The sequence below is a fragment of the Streptomyces ficellus genome (assembly GCF_030406405.1).
Taxonomy (GTDB): Bacteria; Actinomycetota; Actinomycetes; order Streptomycetales; family Streptomycetaceae; genus Streptomyces; species Streptomyces ficellus_B.
Window position 1 is genome coordinate 25,970 of the sequence record NZ_JAUEPL010000030.1, and the last position, 22,066, is coordinate 48,035.

The following is a 22,066-nucleotide window of genomic DNA, read 5'->3' on the forward strand; positions in this document are numbered from 1 at the left end:
ATTGACCCCTGTGCCGGGGTATTTGTCGACATCCGGGCGGGGCTGCGCCAACGGCCCCGCACCGAAGTGCGGGGCCGGGCAACAGCTTTGACCGCCAGGCGCGGGGTCAGCCGGAGAGGCGCTCACCCGTCGAGGTCGAGAACACGTGGATCTCCTCCGGACGCGGCACCACGTGCAGCACGGAGCCCTTCTCGGGGATCGCGCGGCCGCCGACGCGGACCACCAGGTCCTTGTCCTCGCCGCCGACGCGGGCGGAGCCGTACACGTAACCATCGGCGCCGAGCTCCTCGACGACGTTGACCGAGACGGCCAGACCCTGGTCGCTCTCGGCGCCCGCGACATCGAAGTGCTCGGGGCGGACGCCGACCGTCACGGTCATGTCGCCCTTGTCGGACGCGGCGGACAGCGCCTCGCGGGAGACGGGCACCACGCTGTTGCCGAACTTCACGCCACCGTCGGTGATCGGGACCTCGACCAGGTTCATGGCGGGGGAGCCGATGAAGCCGGCGACGAAGAGGTTGGCCGGGCGGTCGTACATGTTGCGCGGCGTGTCGACCTGCTGGAGCAGCCCGTCCTTGAGGACCGCCACCCGGTCGCCCATGGTCAGGGCCTCGACCTGGTCGTGCGTGACGTACACGGTCGTGATGCCGAGCCGGCGCTGGAGGCTCGCGATCTGCGTACGAGTGGAGACGCGCAGCTTGGCGTCGAGGTTCGACAGCGGCTCGTCCATCAGGAACACCTGCGGCTCACGCACGATCGCGCGGCCCATCGCCACACGCTGACGCTGACCGCCGGAGAGCGCCTTCGGCTTGCGGTCCAGGTACTCGGTGAGGTCGAGGATCTTCGCCGCCTCCTCGACCTTCTTGCGGATCTCCGCCTTGTTGACCCCGGCGATCTTGAGCGCGAAGCCCATGTTGTCGGCGACGGTCATGTGCGGGTACAGCGCGTAGTTCTGGAACACCATGGCGATGTCCCGGTCCTTCGGCGGCAGGTGGGTGACGTCACGGTCACCGATGCGGATGGCGCCGCCGTTGACGTCCTCCAGACCGGCGAGCATGCGCAGGGAGGTGGACTTGCCACAGCCGGAGGGGCCGACGAGAACGAGGAACTCGCCGTCCTCGATCTCGATCTCGAGCTGGTCGACGGCGGGCTTGGTGGACCCCGGGTAGACACGGGTCGCCTTGTCAAAGGTGACAGAAGCCATGGTGATGCGGTCCCTTCACCGGCAGGAACGTGCCGGACGATCCGAGTAGAGGGAGAGATCGGTCTAGTCCACGTCAGTGAACTGCCGGTGACGCTACCTGGCGGGGCCAGGTCTGTCAGTAGTTGGCGGAAACGAAATCCTGCCTGGTGGCTCGGTGGTGGCAGAGCACCCGACTTTTGACCTTGCACGCCCCGCGCAGAGCAATTGCCTCGGCCTCAGCTCGGCTACGGGACGGGTTGCGGCCCTCGCGGGCCAACACTTCCTGCTTCATCACCCATCGCCGTCCGACCATGGCCCTGAAGGGCCACGCCCGGCCGGTCTTACGCGGGCTCCACAGGCATGACGGCCGACGGCCCGTCGGTCCGTACCTCACTTCACCTCACGCAGCGGGCGAGTACCGCACCAGCTCCGAGGCCTTGATTATCGAAGGTGGCATCCTGCCCGGGGGCAGCGCCGCAGCGAGCAGCCAGTACAGCCGCAATCCCTCGTCACGGAGATTCACCGCCGCGTTCACATCACGGTCGTGCACCATGCCGCACTCCTGGCAGGTCCACTCCCGAACCGACACATCCAGACGCGGACCCTTCGCATGACAGGCCGAGCAGCGCCGCGTCGATGGGAAGAAGCGGTCCACGATCACCAGCGTCCGCCCGTACCACTCGCACTTGTAGCGGAGCTGCCTCAGCAGCTCGCCCCACGCCGCGTCGCGGATGGCCTGGTTCAGCTTCGCTTTCCGCCGCCGTCCCTTGCCGATCGCCGGCCGCATCAGATTGGCGATGGGCAGCTCTTCCACCACGAGCACTTGGTTCTCGCGCACGAGGCGGGTCGTGAACTGGTCCAGCATGTCTCTGCGGACGTCCGTGATCAGCGCGTACAGCCGGGCGATCTTGACTCGGATCTTTCCCCGGTTCTTGGAACCCTTCTCCTTCCGATGGAGCTGCCGCTGGAGGCCGGCGAGCTGCTGCGCGTACTTCTTCAGGAGGCGGGGATGCTCCAGCTTCCGACCGTCGTCCAGCGTCACAAGAGCGGTCAGACCAAGATCGAGCCCTACAGCCTTGGGAGCCTGCGAGCCCGGCACGAAGGCGGCGGGCAAAGGCGCGATCCGCTCCTCCACCAGCATCGACAGGAAATACCTGCCCGCCCGGTCCCTGGTCACCGTCAGCTTCACCGGCACCACACCAGCGGGCAGCGCCCTGGACCACCGCACGTCCAGTGGAGACATCTGCTTGGCCAGCGTCACCAGACCGGTCCCCGGCCGCTCCGGGTCCTCAAGCCAGCGGAAGCCCGTACGGACGTACGTCGCCGAGTCCCGCGCGGTGCGCTTCCTCTTGAGCTTCGGATACTTCGCGGCCTTCCGGAAGAAGCGCTGGAACGCCCCGTCCAGGTGGCGCAGCGCCTGTTGGAGGACCGTGGAGGAGACCACCTGGAGCCAGGACGTGTCCTCGGCCCGGCGCCACCCGGTGAGAGCACGGCACGTCTCCGCGTATCCGACCGACACCCGGTGCTTCTCCCATGCCTCCGAGCGCAGGGACAAGCCCTGGTTGTAGACCCAGCGGCAGGCGCCGAAGGTCTGCTCAAGCTGTTCGGCCTGCTCAGGTGAGGGATAGAAACGGAAGCGGTAGACGCGCTGCCGGGTGTCGGCTTCCTTGGTCCGGCTTCGCATCGGGGTAGCGGCCCTCGTGTGGTGCTTGCGCCGGTCGGCGATGCCCAGCGCCTCGCGCTTGAGGCGCTTGGCCTCCGTGCCGGTGATACGTACCGGCCCCTCGACCGCATCTGTCATCCCCCTGGCCCCCCGATCCGATCTTCGGAACAGCACTCCAGTGCGTTCAACGAACACATGGGCGGGGGGTCACGGGTCAGAACTCCGTGGCCTTGGGATTCGCGTGCTGTGTAGAGTGGTGACGCCTTTCGCGTGCGGCTCTGACGTGCGCGATGCCGCCTTAGCTCAGTTGGTAGAGCGGTTGCCTTGTAAGCTCCAGGTCGTCGGTTCGATTCCGACAGGCGGCTCCAGCAAAACCGTGTCCCGGACCACTCAGGTCCGGGACACTTTGCGTTGAGGGGTGTACCTGGCGTGCCTGGGGAGGGGTGTGTCGGATGAGTCGTCGTTCTGGTGGGCTGATCGGGGCGTGGGCGGAGGCCCAGCGGCAACAGCAGCGGCAGGCGGAGGCGCGGCAGAGGGCTGTGGTGGAGCAGCGGTTGCGGTCTGAGCGGGAGCAGCGGGCGTACGAGCGGGACATGGCCCGGATGCATCGGGAGCAGCGGGCCGCGTATCGGCGTCAGCGGGAGGCGGATGTTCTGCGGCGGTCGCAGGAGTTGGACGCGCGGGTGGCGGAGTTGGAGGGGTTGCTGGCGGAGGGGTGTCGTGCGCCTGCGTTTCGGATTGCCGGAGAGGGCTGACCGGCTGGTGCTGGTGGCTGCTGTGGATCCGGAAGAGAATCCGGATGCGGACTTGTCTTTTCACGGATGCGGCGATTCGTTTGCGTGATGCGTCGGGGGCGGAGCTCGATCGGTTGACGGTGTCGGATGGGCGGGCGGGGGAGACGGCTTTGGTGCTCGGGTCGTTTCGACGTCGGGCGGGTGGTGACTGGGATTTCGTTCTCGGTGGCAAGGGCTATGCGGAAGGTTTGGCGGCCTTGGTGGGCGATTTCGGTATCGAAGCCGAGTAGGTGGATGCGGCAAGGCCCCGGACGGGTGTGTCCGGGGCCTTTTGCGTGTGCTGGTGGACGTGGATCAGTGGCGGCCGGAGATGCGGTTGGCGAGGGTGGCGATGGGCGCGGTCGTGGGGGTGTGGGTGGTCGTTTCGCGGTGGTCGGCGGTGCGGTAGGCGGCGTAGAGGGTGTGGACGCCGAGCCAGCGGAGGGGTTCGGGTTCCCAGAGGCGGACCTTGTGGTTGACCCAGGGGAGGGTGGTGAGGTCGGTGGGGCCGCACTGGCCGGAGTCCTGCTGGATCAGGTCGCGCAGGGTGCGGGCGGCGAGGTTGGCGGTGGCGACGCCCGAGCCGACGTAGCCGCCGGCCCAGCCGAGGCCGGTGGAGCGGTCGAGGGTGACGGTGGCGCACCAGTCGCGGGGGACGCCGAGGACGCCGGACCAGGCGTGGGCGATGGGGGTGCCGGCGAGGGTGGGGAAGAGGCGGGTGAGGGCGGAGCGGAGGGCTTCGATGGTGGCGGGGTGGGTGCGGTCGGCGTTGAGGGCGGTGGCGGCGCGTGAGCCGTAGCGGTAGGGGACGCCGCGGCCGCCGAGGGCGATGCGGTCGTCGGCGGTGCGCTGGGCGTACGTATAGGCGTGGGCCAGGTCGCCGAGGGTTTCGCGGCCGGTCCAGCCGATGGCGTCCCACACGTCCGGGGGGAGCGGGTCGGTGACGATCATGGAGGAGTTCATGGGGAGCCAGGTGCGCTTGTGGCCCTTGAGGGACGCGGTGAAGCCTTCGGTGCAGCGCAGGATGTAGGGGGCGCGGACGGTGCCGTAGGGGGTGACGGCGTGCTTGGGCTTGATGTCGGTGACGGGGGTCGACTCGTGGATGGTGACGCCGAGGGCTTCCACGGTGGCGGCCAGGCCCCTGACGAGTTTGACCGGGTGGATACGGGCGCCGTGCGGGGTCCAGGTGGAGCCCACGGCGCCGGTGACGCGGACGCGCTCGGCGGTGGCGCGGGCGCCGAGGAGTTCGCGGTCGGTCTCGCCGAAGGCGATCTCGACGGAGTGGAACGCTTTGAGGCGGGCCAACTGGGCGGGTGTGTAGGCGACTTCGAGGACGCCGCCCTGGTGGATGTCGGCGTCGATGTGTTCGTCGGCGGTGACCTTGATGACCTCGGTGACCGTGTCGTTCATCGCCTGCTGGAGGCGTACGGCGGCGTCGTGGCCGTGGCGCTTTGCGTAGCGGTCGCGGCCGGCGATGCCGTTGTAGAGCCATCCGCCGTTGCGGCCGGAGGCCCCGTAACCGCAGAACTTCCCTTCCAGGACAATGATGTTGAGGAAGGGAACGGCCTTCTTGAGGTAGTACGCGGTCCACAGGCCGGTGTAGCCGCCGCCGACGACGCAGACGTCGGCGGTGGTGTCGCCGGGGAGGGGCTCCCGGGGGGCGGGGGTGCCCTCTTGGGCGTACCAGAACGATATGCCGCCGTTGACGGTGCTCATGTGGTTCCTCGGCTGGTGCTGGTGGGTGTGGACGCGTGTGGCGGGACGTTATCGGATGGGGTGTTCAGTGATCGAGGTTCCGGCGGAGCTGGCGCGGATCCAGGGCGAGGTCAACGGTGACGAGGGGCGGGCGTTCATCGCCGCGCTGCCCGGGCTGGCCGAGCGGTTCCTGGAGGAGTGGGGGCTGCGGCGGGCCGGGCCGGTGATGCACGGGTGGAGTGCGCTGGTGCTGCCGGTGGTGGCGGGGGACGGGACGCGTGCGGCGCTGAAGTTGCAGCTGCGGGACGAGGAGAGTGAGGGCGAGGGCGCGGCGCTGCGGGCTTGGGGCGGTTCGGGCGCCGTGCGGCTGCTGGCGGAGGACGCCGGGACGGCGACACTGCTGCTGGAGTGGCTGGACGAGGGGCGGCATCTGTCGGCGGTGGAGGACGTGCGGGAGGCGACGGCGACGCTGGCCGGGCTGATGGCGCGGCTGGTGGCCGTCCCGGCGCCGGCCGGGATGCGGCGGCTGGGCGACATCGCGGCGCGGATGCTCGATGACGTACCGGAGGCTTTGGCGTGGCTGGAGCGCGAGGAGGACCGGCGGCTGCTGCGGGATTGCGCGGCGGCGGTACGGGAAGTGGTGGGCGAGCCGGGGGACCGGCTGCTGCACTGGGACCTGCACTTCGACAACGTCCTCGCGGCGGACCGCGAGCCGTGGCTGGCGATCGACCCCAAGCCGCTCGCCGGGGACCCGGGTTTCGAGCTGCTGCCGGCGCTGTTCGACCGGTTCGATCCGGATGATGTGCTGTGGCGCTTCGACCTGATGACCGAGGTGCTGGGGCTGGACCGCGAGCGGGCGAGGGCCTGGACGCTGGGGCGGGTGCTCCAGGACTCCCTGTGGGACGTCGAGGACGGGGTCACCGTGCTGGAGGGGGAGCGGGCGGTGGTGGGGCGGCTGTTGCTCGGGCGGTAGTGCTTAGGCTGCGGTCATGATTCGTACCGCTGTCGTTGACGACGTCCCTGTCCTTCACGCGATGATCCGCGAGCTCGCCGAGTACGAGAAGGCCCTCGATGAGGTGCGGGCGAGCGAGGAGCAGCTGCGGGAGGCGCTGTTCGGCGAGCGGCCCGCCGCGTTCGCGCACATCGCGGAGACGGACGAGGGGGAGGCCGTCGGCTTCGCGCTGTGGTTCTTGAACTTCTCGACGTGGCGTGGGGTGCACGGGATCTATCTGGAGGATCTGTACGTGCGGCCCGGGAAGCGGGGCGGCGGGTACGGCAAGGCGCTGCTGAGGGAGTTGGCGCGGATCTGTGTGGCGCGGGGGTACGAGCGGCTGGAGTGGTCCGTGCTGGACTGGAACGCCCCGTCGATCGACTTCTACCGGTCGCTGGGCGCGCGGCCGCAGGAGGAGTGGACGGTGTACCGGCTGACCGACGAGGCGTTGGTGGCGCTGGGGTCGTGAGTCGTGAGTCCGGGGCGGGCTACCCGTTCTTGCAGGTGACGGTGGGGCCGGTGAGCATTCCGCCGGTGGTCTGCTGGCCCTTGGGTGTCCAGTAGCCCAGCTTGGAGACGAGGGTGGAGCAGGTCGCCTTGAGCGTGGCGCGGACGGTCACCGTGGCGGGGCGGCCCGGCTGGAGGTCGGTGAGCGCGCAGTCCAGTGCGTACATGCTCCGGGTGGTGGAGGGGTAGCGGCCGGGGAGCGGGTTGACGCACCGGGTGTCGGAGGAGACGACGCGGATGCCGGTGGCCTCTTCGCCGATGAGGCCGAGCCGGGCGCTGCCGTCGCCGTGATCGCTGACGCGGGAGACGGTGTAGGTGAGGGTGGTGGAGGTGCCCGGCTTCAGGGTGCCTCCCGTGACCTCGACGCGGTGCGTGGGCGGCGGTGCGGCCTCGGTGAGGGTGAGGGTGCCGCGTGCCTGGCCGCGCAGGTCGATGCCGGGCGTGGTGGAGCGTACGTGGACGGCGGCGCTGATGCGGTACGCGCCGGGGCCCGGGTAGTCGGCGCGGCCCGCGAGGGTGCCGGAGGAGGTGGGCTCGGCCGTGGGGCTGCCGTCGCGGTGGGCGGTCCAGGTTCCGGAGGTGCGGCAGACGGGGCGGGTGCCGGTGAGGTCGCGGCGGCAGGTGGCGGCGGCCATCACGGTCATGGTGGCGCCGGTGTGGGTGACGCACAGGGCGATGTCGGCGTACTGGCCGTGCGCACCGCGCAGGGTGCCGCCGGGGGCGCAGTGGGTGACGGGGGTGGGGGCCTGGGCGGGGGCCGGGGCTTGGGGGGATGGGGTGGCATGGGCCGCGGCGGTGGTCCACAGCAGCAGCGCCGACAGTGCGCCCAGCGCGTACAGCCTGGTGGGCGGTTTGCGGGATGTCCGGCTCATTCTGGTCCTCCTGCTCATCCAGCTCGGCGATTCCGGTCGGTCCGGTGTTCCGGTCGGTCCGGTCTGTTCCGGTCGCTCCGGTCTCTGCCGGTCTCTTCCGGTCGATTCGGAGCTTGGATGGTGCGGGAGCGAGGTGGCGCCGGTGCCCGGCCACGCGGGCACTGCGCCGGTTCCGCTACGCCGGTTCACCCGGCGGGGGGAGGCGCTGTTACGGGACGAGGACCACCTTGCCCATGGTGGCGCGGGTCTCCAGGGCGCGTACGTCTCCGCCGGCCTTCTGGAGCAACGAGAGGGGCCCCCGGTCGGTCAGGGCAGGCGGGGGAAACGGGACTGGAGGTCCCAGATCACCGGGTTGTCCGCCAGGCCCTCGTGCATGTCCGTGAGGTCGGCGACCAGGTCGTGCAGGAAGTCGCGGGCCTCGCGGCGCAGCACCGCGTGGCTGAAGGTCAGCGGGGGCTCGTCGGCCGGCATCCAGTCGGCCTCGACGTCCACCCAGCCGAAGCGGCGCTCGAAGAGCATCCGGTCCGTGGACTCGGTGAAGTCCAGCTCCGCGTACTGCGGCGCGGCCGACCGGCTGCCGCGCGGGTCGCGGTCGAGCCGCTCGACGATGTCGCACAGCGCCCACGCGAAGTCGAGCACCGGCACCCATCCCCAGGCTGTGGACACCTCGCGGTCCGCCTTCGTGTCCGCGAGGTACACGTCGCCGCAGAACAGGTCGTGGCGCAGCGCGTGGACGTCCGCGCGGCGGTAGTCCGTCTGCGGCGGGTCGGGGAAGCGGCGGGAGAGGGAGTAGCCGATGTCGAGCACGTGGTCGATGGTGTCACGTCCGGGGCGTGCGCCCACACGTGCGAGTGAATGACTCGCGGTTGCCCCGATGGGGTCCGGCCTACTTGAGAGCGTCGCTCCGTATCGAAGGAGGTCCGCCGTGGCGCTGCCTGTCCCCGAGCACGAGCGGGTTCGACCTCGGCACCGGGGCGTTCTGACCGCTACGGCAGCAGGCGCCGCTCCTTCGCCACCGCCACCGCGCCGGCGCGCGTGTCCACGCCGAGCTTGGCGTAGATGCGGCCGAGGTGCGTCTTGACGGTGGCCTCGCTGATGAACAGTGCCCGTGCGATCTCCCGGTTGCCCAGACCGCGCGCCAGCTGGCCCAGGATGTCCAGCTCGCGGTGGGTGAGGGCCGGGGCACGGTGCCGGGGTACGGCGCGGCTGAGTGCCGCGCGGCCCTCGGCCGCCGCGTGGATGGCGGCGAACAGCTCCTCGGGGCGTTCCGCCTTCAGCAGGTAGCCGGTGGCGCCCGCGCCGATGGCCCGGGTGACGTCGGCGTCCGTGTCGTAGGTGGTGAGGACCAGCACCCGCACGGACGGGGAGGCGATACGGCGGGTGGCCTCCACCCCGTCGATGCCGGAGCCCAGCTGGAGGTCCATGAGCACGACGTCCGGCGTGACCTTGGCGGCCATCGCGACCGCCTCCTCGCCGCTGCCCGCCTCGCCGACGACCTCGATGCCGGGTGCGCTGCCCAGCAGCGCGCGCAGCCCGGCGCGTACGACCGCGTGGTCGTCGCACAGCAGGATCCGTACCGTCATGGGCGGCTCTCCAGCGGGATCGACGGGATCGAGACGGACAGCACCGTGCCTTCGCCGGGCGCGGACTCGATGGTCAGGGTGCCGCCGAGCTGCTCGGCCCGCGCCCGGATGGCGGGCAGGCCGTGGCCTCGGACGCCTCGCCGTGCCGTACGCGGATCGAAGCCGCGGCCGTCGTCCGCGATGTCGAGGACGACCTGGTCGTCCAGGTAGGTGAGGGTCAGCGCGGCGGAGGTGGCGTCGGCGTGCTCCCGTACGTTGGCCAGGGCGCCCTGTGCGATCCGCAGCAGCGCGGAGCGCACCCGCTCGGGAAGGGCGACCGGCGTGCCGTCCACCCGGAAGTGCGCCGACTCGCGGGCGGCGAGCGCGCGTAGCGCCTCTTCCAGGCCGACGCCCCCGGCGAGGTCGGCGGGCGCCAGGTCGTGCACGAAGCGGCGCGCCTCGGCCAGGCCGCGTTCGGCGATCGACTCCGCCGTACGGACGTGGCGGCGGGCGGCCGCCGGGTCGCTGTCCCAGGTGCGCTCGGCGGCCTGGAGCAGCATCTGCTGGCTGGACAGGCCCTGGGCCAGGCTGTCGTGGATCTCCATCGACAGCCGCTGCCGTTCCGCGAGGGTGCCCTCGCGACGCTCGGTGGCGGCCAGCCGGTCCGCCTGCCGCTGGGCGTGGACGAAAACGGCGGTGGCGATCGCCGCGGCGGCGGGCGGCGCGACCAGCAGCACCGGATCGACCCCGGCGTCCGTCAGCTGGAGCAGCGCGGCCACGACGAACACGGTGAGCAGCGTCACCAGCACGAGCGCGGCGCGCGGCGGCAGTGTCCGCAGCCCGGCGTACAGCAGCGGTACCGCGCACAGCGCGAAGCTCGGCGCCAGCACCACCAGCACCATCCACACCGCCACGACCGTGAACAGCCAGGGAAGCCGGTGCGGCACCGGCAGCACGTACAGCACCGCGAGCGCCACCGAGAGCGCCACGACCCACGGGCCGAGCTCCGCCCACGGGTGGCGCAGCAGGAACCGCGCCAGCGAGGCGCCGAGCAGCGCGAAGAACGCGGCGTGCATCACCCGGGCCAGCCAGCGGGCGTCGGGATCCTGGTCCACGGCCACTCCCTTCCGTACGACGTCGTACGACTCGACCGACTGGACTCCGTACGACGTCATCCTCACCCGGGCGCGGCGCGGCGGGGTCAACCGATCGGTTGACCCCGGGCCCCTGGTGGCGGGCCCAGGATCGACAGCAGGTCCGGGTCACCCACCACCAAGGAGTCCCCATGAAGAACATGACGAAGATGACGAAGATCAAGAAGATGACGACGATGTCGCCGCGTGCCCGTGTCCTGACCGGTGCCGTCGCCGCCGCCGTACTGTCCGCGGGCACCTTCGGCGCCATGTCGGCGAACGCCGCCCCGGCCGCCGCGCCCGCCGCCGCGCCCGCGCAGAGTGCCGCGCGGAGTGTCAGCGACCACCACCTGCGCACCACCACCCACCTCACCATCGAGGCCGCCACCAAGGCCGCCGAGGCCACCCTGAAGGCCGCCGAGAAGGACGACCAGCGCGTCACCGTCGCCGTCGTGGACCGCAACGGCACCACCCTGGTCACCCTGCGCGGCGACGGCGCCGGCCCGCAGTCGTACGAGTCGGCCATACGCAAGGCGTTCACCGCCGTGTCCTGGAACGCCCCGACGTCCGAGCTGGTCAAGCGGCTCCAGACCACCCCGACGCTGAAGGACATCCCCGGCACGCTGTTCCTCGGCGGCGGCGCCCCCGTCACCGCCGGTGGCGCGCCCATCGCGGGCATCGGCGTCGCGGGCGCGCCCAGTGGCGACCTGGACGAGAAGTACGCGCGGGCGGGCGTGGCGGCGCTGGGCCGCTGACGAATGCCGTGATCCGTACGATCACGGGGTGGACCTACACATCCGTGCCGTCGCCGTCGCCGTCGCCGTCACCGTGGCCGCCGCCTCCGTACTCCTCACCGGCACCGGCTGCACCGGCGGCGGCGAAGCCGGCAGCGGCACCGGCACCCGCACCGGTACCGGCGGCGTGCACGGCAAGCCCGGCGCGGCCGGGCTGCGCGACCCGTACTTCCCCAGGCTCGGCAACGGCGGCTACGACGTCCGGCACTACGCGCTGACCCTCGCCTACGACCCCGCCACCAACCGCCTGACCGGCACCGCCGACATCACCGCCCGCGCCACCCAGGCCCTCAGCGCCTTCAACGTCGACCTCACCGGCCTGACCGTCGACCGCGCCACGGTCGACGGCCGCCCCGCCTCCGTCCGCCGCGCCGGCCACGAGCTCACCCTCCGCCCGGCCGCCGGCCTCGGCGCCGGCGACACCTTCCGTACCGTCATCGGCTACTCCGGCGAGCCGGTCACCGTCACCGACGAGGACGGGGCGGAGGAGGGCTGGGTGAGGACCCGGGACGGCGCGGTCGCGCTCGGCCAGCCGACCGGCTCGATGGCCTGGTTCCCCGGCAACCACCACCCCTCCGACAAGGCCACCTACGCCGTCACCGTCACCGTCCCCAAGGGCTACCAGGCCGTATCCAACGGTGAGGTGGCGCAGCGGCGCACCGGCGGCGACGGCCGTACGACCGTCACCTGGCGCTCCGCCGAGCCGATGGCGAGCTACCTGGCGACGCTCGCCGTCGGCAAGTACCGGACGAAAACCTTCCGTACGCCGTCCGGGCTGCCCGTGCACACCGCCACCCGGGGCAATCCGGCGCTGCTGGCCCGGATTCCCGAGCTGCTGGCGTGGGAGGTGGAGAACTTCGGCCCCTACCCCTTCTCCTCCATCGGCGCGATCGTCGACCCCACGGTGGAGGTCGGGTACGCGCTGGAGACGCAGAGCAGGCCGTTCTTCGCGGCGGGCACCTTCGATCCGCTCACGCTGGTGCACGAACTCGCCCACCAGTGGTACGGCAACTCCGTCTCGCCCGAGTCGTGGCGGGACATGTGGCTCAACGAGAGCTTCGCGACGTACGCCGAGTGGCTGTACGCGGAGGACTTCGCCGAGACGCCGGCCGAGGTGAGTTTCGCCGCCGCCTTCGCCGACGAACGGAACTGGGCGTTCCCGCCCGCCGATCCGCCCACGGCCGCGGACATCTCGGAGCCGCCGGTGTACGGGCGGGGCGCGATGGTGCTGCACAAGGTGCGCCAGGCGGTCGGCGACGACACGTTCTTCGGCATCCTGCGCGGCTGGGCGGCGGAGCACCGGCACGGCAACGCCTCGACGCAGGACTTCACGCGGTACGTGGAGGAGAAGTCGGGCGAGGACCTGACCGGCCTGTGGGACACCTGGCTGTACGGCGAAAAACGCCCTGCGGGGCCTGCTACAGGGCCTTCCGCATGACGACGCAGTCGCGGCCGAGCCGCTGATCCTTGCGGCGGTCGACCTCCTCGTACCCGAGGGCGCGCCAGAAGGCGAGGGCCTTGGGATTGTTGTCGAGGACGGCGAGCTTGACGCCCTGTCGGCCGCGTTCCCGGAACCGCTTCTCGACGATCTCGGCCAGCTCGCGGCCGAAGCCGACCCGGTGGTCGCGGGCGTGCACCATCAGCAGGCCGATCCACGGGTCCGGGTCGTCGGGGTCGGGGTGGTGAGCCCGGGTCACCGAAACGCCGATCACGTGACCGGCCGAACGGGCGAGCAGCACCTCGGTGTCGGGGTGCGACAGCTCGTGGGCGAGCGAGGCGGCGACCTGCTCGGGCCGGATGTCGTCGGGGTCCGGGAAGTCCCCGCTGAGCTGCTGGAACTCCCGGTTCGACGCGTACAGCTCGGTGAGTTCGGTCAGGAGCGGCCCGGGCAGGGCGCCGTCCTCACCGGCCTCCAGTGGTTCGACGATCATGCGGCCACGGTAGGGCCCCGGGGCGGGCTTCGCCCCGGGGCCACAGCCGTTCAGGGGTGGTGTCAGAGGTTGACGCCGAAGTCGCGGGCGATGCCCTCCAGGCCGGAGGCGTAGCCCTGGCCGACGGCGCGGAACTTCCACTCCGAGCCGTTGCGGTACAGCTCGCCGAAGACCATGGCGGTCTCGGTGGCGGCGTCCTCGCTCAGGTCGTAGCGGGCGAGCTCCGCGCCGCCGGCCTGGTTGACGATGCGGATGTACGCGTTGCGCACCTGGCCGAAGTTCTGGGAGCGGTTGACCGCGTCGTAGATGGAGACCGGGAAGACGATCTTGTCGACGTTCGCCGGGAGACCGGCCAGGTTGACGTTGATCTGCTCGTCGTCGCCGCCGCCCTCGCCGGTGCGGTTGTCACCGGTGTGGACGATGGTCTGGTCGGGGGTGGACTTGTTGTTGAAGAAGACGAAGTGCGCGTCGGAGGCGACCTTGCCGGAGCCGTCGACGCCGATCGCCGAGGCGTCGAGGTCGAAGTCGGTGCCGGTGGTCGTACGGACGTCCCAGCCGAGGCCCACAGTGACGGCGGTCAGTCCCGGCGCCTCCTTGGTCAGCGAGACATTGCCGCCCTTGGACAGGCTTACAGCCATGGGAAGTCCCTTTCTTCATGCATCGGTGACGTCACAGCACATAACGCGCAGCGTGACCGAGTGGTTCCAGGCGGGGAAAACGGGATGACGTGACCGCGTCGGGACGGGGAACATGGAGGGCATGTCCGGTCCCTATGTCATCCGCGGTTCGGTCTGCCTGCCGGAGGCCGAGCTGATGTGGCGTTTCTCCAGGTCGTCCGGGCCGGGCGGGCAGCACGTCAACACCAGCGACTCCCAGGTGGAGCTGCGCTTCGACCTGGTGCGTACGCAGGCGCTGCCGCCGGTCTGGAAGGAGCGCGCGCTGAGCCGTCTGGCGGGCCGGCTGGTCGACGGGGTGCTCACCGTCCGCGCCTCCGAGCACCGCTCGCAGTGGCGCAACCGGGAGACGGCGGCGGTCCGGCTGGCGTCCCTGCTGGCCGAGGCGACGGCGCCGCCGCCCAAGCCCCGCCGCCCGACGAAGATCCCGCGCGGCATCAACGAGCGCCGCCTGCGCGAGAAGAAGCACCGCGCCGAAACCAAACGCGGCCGCTCGCCCCGCGACTGGTCCTGAGCCCCCGCGGGGGCGCCCCCGTCAGGACAGGTGCCGGTAGCGCCCGCGGAAGTACGTCAGCGGGTTGCCCTCGCCGCCGGGGAAGCCGACCTTCAGCACCCGGCCGATCACCAGCGTGTGGTCACCCGCCGCCACACGCTGTTCCGTGCGGCACTCCAGCGTCGCCAGCGACCCGTCCACCAGCGGCGCGCCGCTCACCTCGCCGCGCGCGCACGGGATGTCCGCGAACAGCAGCCGGTCGCTGACGCGGCCCTTCATCGCGAACCGGCCCGCGACGTGCCGCTGGCCCTCGGAGAGGATCGACACGCCCCACACCGGCTGCTCCGCGAGCAGGTCGTCCATGCGGGAGCCGTCGCGCAGGCTCACCAGCACCAGCGGCGGGTCCAGTGACACGGACATGAAGGACGTCGCCGTCATGCCGACGTCCTCGCCTCTCGGGCCGTCGTCCGGATCGTGCGCCGTGACCAGCACCACACCGGCGGCCAGGCGGGACATCGCGGCCCGGAAGTCGTCGTTGCTCACCCCCTCAGGATGAGGGACGGCAGGGGTGGGAGACTGAGTCGTCGGCAGCACACCGGGAACGCTAACCGTGCCCGCCGCCGGCCCGCATCGGGCCCAGGGACCAGGCCGGTCCTAGGTCCAGGGCCGCATACCGGGCGGACAGGACCCGCACGGAACCGCCATCGGCTCGGGCCCGGCACCAATATCATTCTTTGTGACTTGAGTCACAGAGGCCAGGTTTTGTTGACCCTGTGTACCTGGGGCACAGCTCGCTGTGATTCAGTGGCCGGTGACAGTGCAACACGAGCGCCGATGAGAACCCTGGAGTTGCTGTCGAGGTCTCGGGGAGAGCGAGCAATGGAGACCGAGTCGGAGCCGTACGTCCGTCTTGCGACCCTGCGGCAGCTGCATCAGGTCGTCGCCAACCTCAACACGGCCCGAAGCCTGGCCGACACACTGCAGACCGTCGCCGATGGCGTCACCGCCGGCCTCGGCTACGAACTGGCCTGCGTCAACCTCGTACGCCCGGACGGTGACCTGGTCGTCGCCGCCTTCGCCGGCAGCGCCGCCGCCGAGGCCCTCATCACCGGCCGCGTCGGCTCCCGGGCCTCCTGGGAGCGCCGCCTGAGCATGGGCGAGGCCTGGGGTGAGTTGCGGTTCATACCGCACACCGAGGGCTGGGTCCTGATAGAGGATGACGTGCCGCAGTGGCACACCGACGGCCCCGAGCCCCGCTTCGAGGACGAGTGGCACCCCCGCGACCGCCTCTACGCCCCGATGTACGCCTCCGGCAGCGGCCGCGAACTGCTCGGCGTCATCTCCGTCGACCGGCCGCGCAACGGCCGCCGCCCCGGCCCCTGGGGTCAGGAGGCGCTCCAGATGTACGCCTCGCAGGCCGCCATCGCGATCAGCAACGCCCGGCTCCGGGCCAATATGCAGCGCGCCCTGGTCCGCCTGGAGCGGGAGCAGCAGGCGCTGCGGGCCAGTGAAGAGTCGTTCCGGCAGGCCTTCGAGTACGCCCCGTCCGGCATGGCCATCGCCGAGATGGGCGGCGATCAGCACGGGCGGCTGCTGCGGGCCAACGACGCCCTGTGCCGGCTGCTGGGCCGCCCCGCCTCCGTCATGCGCCGGTACTCCTTCTCCGACCTGGTCCACCCCGAGGACATCGGCACCCTGCTGCGCACCTCCGCCGAGGGCGGCCGCGCCGAGCTGCGCCTCGCCCGCCGCGACGGCACGTACGTGTGGGTGTCCCTGCGCAACTCGGTGGTCGCCGACACCGCGGACGGGCCGCGCTTCCTGCTCACCCACGTCGAGGACATCGAGGAGCGCAAACGGCACGAGCTCCAGCTCGCCCACCGCGCCTCGCACGACGCGCTCACCGGCCTGCCCAACAGCGCCGAGCTGCGCGCCCGGCTCAGCTCCCGGCTGTGCTCCCGCCCCCACGCGGTGCGCTCGACGGCCGGCGGGCGCGACCCGGACAGCTACGACAGCTATGACAGCGGTGACTACGAGTACGGCGAGCGGGCCTACCGGGGCGACGGCTTCGACTTCGGCGGCTGCGCGGACCCGGGCGCGTACGACCCTCACGTACACGCCATCGCGCCGGACGGGGAGGTCGACGACGGTACGAAGGGGCTCGCCGTGCTCTTCTGCGACCTGGACGGCTTCAAGTCGATCAACGACCGGTTCGGGCACCACACCGGTGACGCCGTGCTCATCGAGGTGGCCCACCGCCTGACCGCCGGGGTGCGGGACGGGGACACCGTGGCCCGGCTGGGCGGTGACGAGTTCGTCGTCCTCGCGGACGGGCTCGGCGCGGCCGACGCCGCCGATCTGGCCGTACGCCTGCGCAACGCGATCATTCCGCCGATCCGGGTGGACGGACGGGCGGTGCGCGTGGGGGCCAGTTTCGGGATCGGCTGGGCGGAGTGCGGAATGTCCGTCGAAGAGGTGCTGAACTCCGCTGACCAGCGCATGTACATCGAAAAGCGCTCCCGCTCGAAGGTCCACCGCAGGGCGGGGTAGGCCGCGGCCGCCGGGTCTGGTAGTCCGTTCGGGGTAGGCTCGCCCGGGTCGGTGACCGCTGGCGAGCAGGGATGAGGAGTGACCAGGGATGGCTGCCGGTAACAACGGCGCGAGCACGCCCGAGGACGACGATCCGTTCGGCTACCTTTACGCGGACGGGCAGGCGGCGGGCGCGCAGGCGCCGCGCCAGGGCGGCGGCTACGGCTACCCGGGTCCCGCCTCGCCGGGTGTGCCCAGGACGTCGTACAACCAGGTCAGGGCGGTGGGCGAGCGCCAGTACGGCCAGGTCCCGCCGCAACAGCAGTACCAGCAGTACCAGCAGTACGCCCAGCCGAGCCCGCAGTACGCGGCGCCCGAGAGCTACCCGGGCGGCGGTGACCGGACCCGCCCGGTGCCCCAGGCGCAGCCCCCGCAGCGCGGCGGCGGCCGGGGCGGCGGCCCCAACACCAAGGGCCTGCTGATCGGCGCGATCGCGGTCGTCGGGGTCGTCGTGGCCGGAATCACCATCGCGGTCCTGACCAACACCTCCGACGGCACCAAGGACGACCAGGCGAACCCGGCCCCGGCCGCGTCCCAGGTCCAGGAGTCCCCGAGCGCGCGGCCGTCCGCCTCCCAGGAGGAGCAGCCGGTCGAGCTGCCCAAGCAGGACGCGGCGACGCTCCAGCTGGGCGGCCCGGCGACCCTCGGCAAGGACGTCAAGGGCGCGAAGGGCGCTGACGGCGCGTACGTCATGTTCAACGGGGTCGGCGGCTCCGCGAGCTGGACGGTGGAGGTGCCGAAGGACGGCGAGTACACGCTGTTCCTGACGTACGGCGTGCCCGGCCGGGACGCGAAGACCTCCCTGTCGATCAATGGCGAGCAGCCGCGCGGGATCAACATGTCCAACTTCGCCCAGGCGGCGGAGAACGACTGGGAGAAGGGCTGGACCAAGACCTACTCCTGGGTCACGCTCAAGAAGGGCGTGAACACCATGAAGATGTCGTGCGAGCCGGGCGACCAGTGCGAGGCGTACCTCGACCAGGTGTGGCTGAAGCAGGGGCACGTCAAGGGCTGACCACCGTCAGGAAGTGCGCCACCGTCCCCGTCATCGCCTCGCGAGCGGGGACGAGGTACTTGCGGGGGTCGACCGTGGTGGGGTGGGCGTCCAGGTAGGCGCGGACGGCGGACGTGAAAGCCGTGTTCAGGGCCGTACCGATGTTGATCTTGGTCATGCCGGCCGTGATCGCCGCGCGGAGTTCGTCGTCCGGGACGCCCGAGGAGCCGTGCAGGACCAGGGGGACGCCGACCGCGTCGCGCAGGGCGGCGATCAGGGCGTGGTCCAGGGACGCCGTGCGTTCCGTCATCGCGTGGGTGGAGCCGACCGCGACGGCCAGTGCGTCGACCCCGGTGTCCGCGATGTACGCGGCGGCTTCGGCCGGGTCCGTGCGGACGCCCGGGGTGTGGGCGTCCAGCGGGGGCTCGCCGTCCTTGCCGCCGACCTTGCCCAGCTCCGCCTCGACCCAGATGCCCCGCTCGCGGCCCCAGCGCACGGCCTCGGCCGTCGCCTTGACGTTGTCGCCGTACGGGAGCTTGGAGGCGTCGAACATCACCGAGCTGAAGCCCTCGGTGTGCGCCGAGCGCAGCAGGTCGGGCGAGACGACGTGGTCCAGGTGCAGGCCCAGCGGCACGGTGCAGGCGCGGGCGACGGCGGCCGTGGCGGCGGCGATGCCGGCCAGGTCGCCACCGTGGAACTTCACGGCGTTCTCGGAGATCTGGAGGATCGCGGGCGCACCGGCCCGCTCCGCCCCCGCCGCGATCGCCTCGGCGTGCTCCAGGGTGATGACGTTGAACGCGGCCACCGCGCGGTGCGCGGCCCTGGCCCGGTCGATCAGCTCGGCGGTGGGGACGAGGGGCATGTGCTCTACCTCCGTTATGCGGCTGCGGCGTGCTCCTTCACCGTGACCCGGCCCAGGAGCTCGGTGTACGTCCGTGTGTCGTACTCGCCCGCCGCCGGGGCCGGCACCGTCGCCGCCGACAGGGCGACCGCGCGGCGCAGCCGGTCCGGCCAGGGCAGGCCCTCGACCAGCGCGGACAGCAGGCCCGCCACCGCCGAGTCGCCCGCGCCCGTCGGGTTGCCCTTCACCGGCGCGGGCGGGGCGGCCCACCAGGTGCCGTCCGGGGTGACCGCGAGCAGCCCGTCCGGGCCGAGCGAGGCCACCACGGCGTGGGCGCCCCGGCGGCGGGCGTCGCGGGTGGCGCGCAGCGGCTCGCGGGAGCCGGTGAGCTGGGCCAGCTCGTCGGCGTTGGGCTTGACCAGGTCGGGGCGGGCGGCGATGCCCCGGCGCAGCGGTTCGCCGCTGGTGTCCAGCAGGACGAGCGCGGACGCGGCGCGGGCGCGGCGCACCAGCTCCCCGTACGCGCCCACGGGGACGCCGGGCGGCAGGCTGCCGCACAGGGCGACCGCGCGGGCGTCCCGTACGAGGGTGTCGTACGCGGTGAGGAAGGCCGACCACTCGGCGGGCGTGATGGCCGGGCCCGGCTCGTTGAGCTGGGTGGTGTCGCCGGTCGCCGCGTCGATGACGGCCACCGTCCGGCGCGTGGTGCCGGCGACCGGGAGGAGCGCGTCCCGCACCGGCAGGGGCGCGAGGAGGCCGCGCAGTACGTCGCCGGTGGGGCCGCCCGCGAAGCCCGTGACCACGGTGTCGTGACCGAGGGAGGCGAGCACGCGGGCGACGTTGAGGCCCTTGCCGCCGGGGCGTTCGGCGACGTCGGTGACGCGGTGCGAGGCGTGCGGGACCAGGGCGTCCACCGTGTACGTGATGTCCAGGGCGGTGTTCAGCGTGACCGTCAGGATCACCGTGACACACCCCCCAGACGTACGCCCGCCGCTTGCGCTTCCGGGTCCTGATCATGCCAAACCCACGGCGGTTGGCCCAGTCCCCGGGGTCCGATCAGGCGACGTGCGGCGCCACCACCCACGCGCCCTTGCGCATGACGCCGACCAGGCCGAACGCGTCGTCCAGGACCACCAGGTCCGCGTCCTTGCCCGGCTCCAGCGAGCCGACCCTGTCGTAGAGCCCCAGCAGTTTCGCCGGGTTGGCGGAAATGGCTCGCACGATCGCCTCGACGGGCAGCCGGTCGACGGTCGCCGCCCGCTTGAACGCGGTGTCCAGGGTGAGCGTGGAGCCCGCGATCGAGCCGCCCTCCACCAGCCGGGCGACCCCCTCGCGTACCTCCACCTCCAGCGGACCGAGGTGGTAGACGCCGTCGCCGAATCCCGCCGCGTCCATCGCGTCCGTGATGAACGCGACACGCCCGGCGCCGGCGTGATGGAACGCCAGTTCCAGCGCCGCCGGGTGCAGATGGGTGCCGTCGTTGATCAGCTCGACGGTGACCCGCTCGTCCTGGAGCAGCGCGGCGATCGGACCGGGCGCGCGGTGGCCGAGCGGCGGCATGGCGTTGAACAGGTGCGTGGCGACCGTGGCGCCCGCCTCGATCGCCTCGACGGTCTGCTCGTACGTCGCGTCCGTGTGCCCGATCGCCGCGATGACGCCGTGCTCGGTCAGCAGCCGTACGGAGTCGATGCCGCCGGGCAGTTCGGTGGCGAGGGTCACCATGCGGGCGTGGCCGCGCGCCGCGTCGATCAGCTTGCGCACCTCGGCCGGGTCGGGGTCGCGCAGCAGCGCCTCGCTGTGGGCGCCCTTGCGGCACGGCGAGATGAACGGCCCCTCGAAGTGGACGCCTGCGATGTCGCCCTGCTCGGCCAGCTCGGACAGCTCCCCGGCGCGGTGCGCGAGGAAGTCCATCTCGCCGGTGACGGTGGAGGCGACGACCGTGGTGGTGCCGTGCAGCCGGTGCGTGCGGATGCCGTGGAGGACCTCCTCGACCGTCCCGGAGGTGAAGGACGCGCCGCCGCCGCCGTGGTTGTGCATGTCCACGAACCCGGGGACGATCCAGCACCCGCTGAGGTCGATGACGCCGCGGCCGCGCTCGGCCCACGCAGCCGGCCCCGTCGCGCCCGTCGCGCCCACAACGCTTTCGGCCCAGGCCGCCGCGTCGCTTGCGCCTGCGGCGCCTTCGGCGCGGGCGCCGGATGCGGCATCGGTGCCGCCTGAAGCGGTCCGCGCGCCGGTGCCGCCGACCGCCGGGGCGCCGGGTGTGGCCGGCCGTCCAGGTGCGTCGCCGCGCTCGGCGGGGGCCGGGCCGGCGGTGACGATGCGGCCGTTTTCGACGGTCACCCGCCCGTTGTCGACGATCCCGGTCGGCAGTACCACACGGGCACCGGCGAGAACCTTGCGATCGGCCATCAGGCGGAAACCTCCGAGTCCTTGGAGAGCAGGTCCCAGGCGAGGAGGCCCGCGCCCAGGCAGCCGGCGGTGTCCCCGAGGGCCGCCGGCACGATGGCGGGCAGCTTCTGGAACGTCACCCGCTCCTCGACGGCCGCCCGCAGGGGTGTGAACAACGTTTCCCCGGCTTCCGCGAGCCCGCCACCGATGATGAGCGTGCGCGGGTCCAGCAGAGTCAGCGCGGTGACCAGCCCGTCGGCGAGCGCGTCCACCGCGTCCTGCCAGACCCGTACGGCGACGGGGTCGCCCGACTCGACGGCCTTGGCGCAGTCCGCCGCGTCCGCCTCCGCGTCGCCGCTGGCCGCCGCCCAGGCCCTCGACACGGCCGAGGCGGAGGCGAGGGTCTCCAGGCAGCCGCGCTGCCCGCAGCCGCACGCGGGCCCGCCGGGGCGCACCACGATGTGCCCGATCTCGCCCGCGTACCCGTGCGCGCCCGCCTCGATGGCCCCGCCGATGCCGATCGCGCCCGCGATCCCGGTGCCCAGCGGCACGAACAGGAACCGGTCGGCGCCCTGCCCGGCGCCCACGCGGCCCTCGGCGAGCCCGCCGGCGCGCACGTCGTGCCCGAGCGCGACCGGCAGGCCGCCGAGCCGCTCGCTCAGGAGGGCGCGCATCGGTACGTCGCGCCAGCCGAGGTTGGCCGCGTAGCGCGCGACGCCCCGGGCGGTGTCGACGATGCCGGGTACGGCCACACCGGCGGCGACCGCGCCGGTGCCGTACCGCTCGCGGCCGTGGGCGTACAGCTCCGCGGCGAAGCCGAGGACCGACTCCACGACCGCGTCGGGCCCGCGCTCCCGGCCGGTGGCGCGGCGCGCCTCGTACAGCAGGGCCCCGTCGGCTCCGACCAGCGCGGCCTTCATCCCGGTGCCGCCCACATCGAGGGCGATGACGTGTCTCACGGGAGACAGTGTCGCTCGTGAACC

At 72.0% G+C, this 22,066-nt stretch carries 21 protein-coding genes, 1 tRNA gene and 1 pseudogene; 9 read left to right on the forward strand and 14 right to left on the reverse strand.

Annotation, left to right across the window (positions count from 1 at the left end):
* Nucleotides 1-106: 106 nt before the first annotated feature.
* Together QWM81_RS19515 and QWM81_RS19520 are read right to left on the reverse strand one after the other, a co-directional pair.
* Nucleotides 107-1,204 carry an ABC transporter ATP-binding protein gene (locus tag QWM81_RS19515; RefSeq protein ID WP_290113413.1) on the reverse strand — a complete coding sequence of 366 codons (1,098 nt, stop codon included), beginning with the start codon at nt 1,202-1,204 and terminating at the stop codon, nt 107-109.
* A gap of 379 nt (nt 1,205-1,583) precedes the next feature.
* Nucleotides 1,584-2,984: an RNA-guided endonuclease InsQ/TnpB family protein gene (locus tag QWM81_RS19520; RefSeq protein ID WP_290113414.1), complete on the reverse strand. Its 1,401-nt coding sequence runs from the start codon at nt 2,982-2,984 to the stop codon at nt 1,584-1,586.
* Between the two features lie 154 nt (nt 2,985-3,138).
* Between QWM81_RS19520 and QWM81_RS19525 the strand changes: the two genes are divergently transcribed.
* Nucleotides 3,139-3,214: transfer RNA gene (locus QWM81_RS19525), tRNA-Thr, on the forward strand.
* A 364-nt stretch (nt 3,215-3,578) separates the two neighbouring features.
* A pseudogene (locus QWM81_RS19530) lies at nt 3,579-3,870 on the forward strand (TerD family protein); the annotation flags it as partial.
* A gap of 64 nt (nt 3,871-3,934) precedes the next feature.
* On the opposite strand, the gene QWM81_RS19535 reads toward QWM81_RS19530, so the two are convergent.
* Nucleotides 3,935-5,335 carry an NAD(P)/FAD-dependent oxidoreductase gene (locus QWM81_RS19535; RefSeq protein ID WP_290113415.1) on the reverse strand — a complete coding sequence of 467 codons (1,401 nt, stop codon included), beginning with the start codon at nt 5,333-5,335 and terminating at the stop codon, nt 3,935-3,937.
* Between the two features lie 55 nt (nt 5,336-5,390).
* On the opposite strand from QWM81_RS19535, the gene QWM81_RS19540 reads away from it, so the two are divergent.
* Nucleotides 5,391-6,287, forward strand: a complete 897-nt coding sequence (locus tag QWM81_RS19540) for an aminoglycoside phosphotransferase family protein (RefSeq protein WP_435372398.1) — start codon at nt 5,391-5,393, stop codon at nt 6,285-6,287.
* A 16-nt stretch (nt 6,288-6,303) separates the two neighbouring features.
* A complete protein-coding gene (locus tag QWM81_RS19545; RefSeq protein WP_290113417.1) occupies nt 6,304-6,774 on the forward strand; it encodes a GNAT family N-acetyltransferase in 471 nt (156 codons plus the stop codon).
* A 19-nt stretch (nt 6,775-6,793) separates the two neighbouring features.
* Here the strand turns inward: QWM81_RS19545 and QWM81_RS19550 are convergent, their stop codons facing one another.
* From QWM81_RS19550 to QWM81_RS19565, 4 genes are all read right to left on the reverse strand, one after another.
* Entirely contained in the window at nt 6,794-7,684 is an 891-nt protein-coding gene (locus QWM81_RS19550) for a hypothetical protein (RefSeq protein WP_290113418.1), read from the reverse strand.
* A 306-nt stretch (nt 7,685-7,990) separates the two neighbouring features.
* Nucleotides 7,991-8,491: a hypothetical protein gene (locus QWM81_RS19555; protein ID WP_290113468.1), complete on the reverse strand. Its 501-nt coding sequence runs from the start codon at nt 8,489-8,491 to the stop codon at nt 7,991-7,993.
* A 179-nt stretch (nt 8,492-8,670) separates the two neighbouring features.
* A complete protein-coding gene (locus QWM81_RS19560) occupies nt 8,671-9,267 on the reverse strand; it encodes a response regulator (RefSeq protein ID WP_290113419.1) in 597 nt (198 codons plus the stop codon).
* Complete coding sequence (locus tag QWM81_RS19565; protein ID WP_290113469.1) at nt 9,264-10,322, reverse strand: sensor histidine kinase; 1,059 nt, start codon at nt 10,320-10,322, stop codon at nt 9,264-9,266. Before QWM81_RS19565 ends, QWM81_RS19560 begins: the two co-directional genes overlap by 4 nt.
* A 245-nt stretch (nt 10,323-10,567) precedes the next feature.
* Here QWM81_RS19565 and QWM81_RS19570 point away from each other — a divergent pair, with 245 nt between their 5' ends.
* Together QWM81_RS19570 and QWM81_RS19575 are read left to right on the forward strand one after the other, a co-directional pair.
* Entirely contained in the window at nt 10,568-11,134 is a 567-nt protein-coding gene (locus tag QWM81_RS19570; protein WP_290113470.1) for a GlcG/HbpS family heme-binding protein, read from the forward strand.
* A gap of 28 nt (nt 11,135-11,162) precedes the next feature.
* Entirely contained in the window at nt 11,163-12,611 is a 1,449-nt protein-coding gene (locus tag QWM81_RS19575; RefSeq protein WP_435372399.1) for a M1 family metallopeptidase, read from the forward strand.
* Here QWM81_RS19575 and QWM81_RS19580 read toward each other — a convergent pair.
* Entirely contained in the window at nt 12,592-13,104 is a 513-nt protein-coding gene (locus tag QWM81_RS19580; RefSeq protein ID WP_290113420.1) for a GNAT family N-acetyltransferase, read from the reverse strand. The two genes, QWM81_RS19575 and QWM81_RS19580, sit on opposite strands and share 20 nt — an antisense overlap.
* A gap of 62 nt (nt 13,105-13,166) precedes the next feature.
* Nucleotides 13,167-13,742, reverse strand: a complete 576-nt coding sequence (locus tag QWM81_RS19585; protein ID WP_290113421.1) for a TerD family protein — start codon at nt 13,740-13,742, stop codon at nt 13,167-13,169.
* Nucleotides 13,743-13,854: 112 nt separating this feature from the next.
* On the opposite strand from QWM81_RS19585, the gene arfB reads away from it, so the two are divergent.
* Nucleotides 13,855-14,292 carry an alternative ribosome rescue aminoacyl-tRNA hydrolase ArfB gene (gene arfB / locus QWM81_RS19590; protein WP_290113422.1) on the forward strand — a complete coding sequence of 146 codons (438 nt, stop codon included), beginning with the start codon at nt 13,855-13,857 and terminating at the stop codon, nt 14,290-14,292.
* A gap of 21 nt (nt 14,293-14,313) precedes the next feature.
* Here the strand turns inward: arfB and QWM81_RS19595 are convergent, their stop codons facing one another.
* Nucleotides 14,314-14,787, reverse strand: a complete 474-nt coding sequence (locus QWM81_RS19595; protein WP_435372400.1) for a flavin reductase family protein — start codon at nt 14,785-14,787, stop codon at nt 14,314-14,316.
* Between the two features lie 363 nt (nt 14,788-15,150).
* Here QWM81_RS19595 and cdgB point away from each other — a divergent pair, with 363 nt between their 5' ends.
* The gene (cdgB, locus tag QWM81_RS19600; protein ID WP_290113425.1) at nt 15,151-16,818 is read left to right on the forward strand and encodes a diguanylate cyclase CdgB; all 1,668 of its coding nucleotides are present in this window, start codon (nt 15,151-15,153) and stop codon (nt 16,816-16,818) included.
* An 88-nt stretch (nt 16,819-16,906) separates the two neighbouring features.
* On the forward strand, nt 16,907-17,872 hold the full coding sequence (locus tag QWM81_RS19605; protein WP_290113427.1) for a carbohydrate-binding protein: 966 nt from the start codon (nt 16,907-16,909) through the stop codon (nt 17,870-17,872).
* On the opposite strand, the gene QWM81_RS19610 is transcribed toward QWM81_RS19605, so the two are convergent.
* The 4 genes from QWM81_RS19610 to QWM81_RS19625 all read right to left on the reverse strand — a co-directional run bounded on the left by QWM81_RS19610 (nt 17,862) and on the right by QWM81_RS19625 (nt 22,042).
* Nucleotides 17,862-18,713, reverse strand: a complete 852-nt coding sequence (locus QWM81_RS19610) for a class II fructose-bisphosphate aldolase (protein ID WP_290113429.1) — start codon at nt 18,711-18,713, stop codon at nt 17,862-17,864. The genes QWM81_RS19605 and QWM81_RS19610 overlap by 11 nt on opposite strands.
* A 14-nt stretch (nt 18,714-18,727) precedes the next feature.
* A complete protein-coding gene (locus QWM81_RS19615) occupies nt 18,728-19,654 on the reverse strand; it encodes a 1-phosphofructokinase family hexose kinase (protein ID WP_290113430.1) in 927 nt (308 codons plus the stop codon).
* A 94-nt stretch (nt 19,655-19,748) separates the two neighbouring features.
* Entirely contained in the window at nt 19,749-21,104 is a 1,356-nt protein-coding gene (gene nagA / locus QWM81_RS19620) for an N-acetylglucosamine-6-phosphate deacetylase (protein WP_290113431.1), read from the reverse strand.
* Complete coding sequence (locus QWM81_RS19625; RefSeq protein WP_290113432.1) at nt 21,104-22,042, reverse strand: ROK family protein; 939 nt, start codon at nt 22,040-22,042, stop codon at nt 21,104-21,106. Before QWM81_RS19625 ends, nagA begins: the two co-directional genes overlap by 1 nt.
* Nucleotides 22,043-22,066 lie beyond the last annotated feature (24 nt).

Coding starts and splice junctions, on each gene's coding strand:
- QWM81_RS19515 (WP_290113413.1), bottom strand. CDS start 1,204: ATGGCTTCTGTCACCTTTGACAAGGCGACCCGTGTCTACCCGGGGTCC.
- QWM81_RS19520 (WP_290113414.1), bottom strand. CDS start 2,984: ATGACAGATGCGGTCGAGGGGCCGGTACGTATCACCGGCACGGAGGCC.
- QWM81_RS19535 (WP_290113415.1), bottom strand. CDS start 5,335: ATGAGCACCGTCAACGGCGGCATATCGTTCTGGTACGCCCAAGAGGGC.
- QWM81_RS19540 (WP_435372398.1), top strand. CDS start 5,391: ATGGGGTGTTCAGTGATCGAGGTTCCGGCGGAGCTGGCGCGGATCCAG.
- QWM81_RS19545 (WP_290113417.1), top strand. CDS start 6,304: ATGATTCGTACCGCTGTCGTTGACGACGTCCCTGTCCTTCACGCGATG.
- QWM81_RS19550 (WP_290113418.1), bottom strand. CDS start 7,684: ATGAGCCGGACATCCCGCAAACCGCCCACCAGGCTGTACGCGCTGGGC.
- QWM81_RS19560 (WP_290113419.1), bottom strand. CDS start 9,267: ATGACGGTACGGATCCTGCTGTGCGACGACCACGCGGTCGTACGCGCC.
- QWM81_RS19565 (WP_290113469.1), bottom strand. CDS start 10,322: ATGCACGCCGCGTTCTTCGCGCTGCTCGGCGCCTCGCTGGCGCGGTTC.
- QWM81_RS19570 (WP_290113470.1), top strand. CDS start 10,568: ATGACGACGATGTCGCCGCGTGCCCGTGTCCTGACCGGTGCCGTCGCC.
- QWM81_RS19580 (WP_290113420.1), bottom strand. CDS start 13,104: ATGATCGTCGAACCACTGGAGGCCGGTGAGGACGGCGCCCTGCCCGGG.
- QWM81_RS19585 (WP_290113421.1), bottom strand. CDS start 13,742: ATGGCTGTAAGCCTGTCCAAGGGCGGCAATGTCTCGCTGACCAAGGAG.
- arfB (WP_290113422.1), top strand. CDS start 13,855: ATGGAGGGCATGTCCGGTCCCTATGTCATCCGCGGTTCGGTCTGCCTG.
- QWM81_RS19595 (WP_435372400.1), bottom strand. CDS start 14,787: ATGTCCCGCCTGGCCGCCGGTGTGGTGCTGGTCACGGCGCACGATCCG.
- cdgB (WP_290113425.1), top strand. CDS start 15,151: ATGGAGACCGAGTCGGAGCCGTACGTCCGTCTTGCGACCCTGCGGCAG.
- QWM81_RS19605 (WP_290113427.1), top strand. CDS start 16,907: ATGGCTGCCGGTAACAACGGCGCGAGCACGCCCGAGGACGACGATCCG.
- QWM81_RS19610 (WP_290113429.1), bottom strand. CDS start 18,713: ATGCCCCTCGTCCCCACCGCCGAGCTGATCGACCGGGCCAGGGCCGCG.
- nagA (WP_290113431.1), bottom strand. CDS start 21,104: ATGGCCGATCGCAAGGTTCTCGCCGGTGCCCGTGTGGTACTGCCGACC.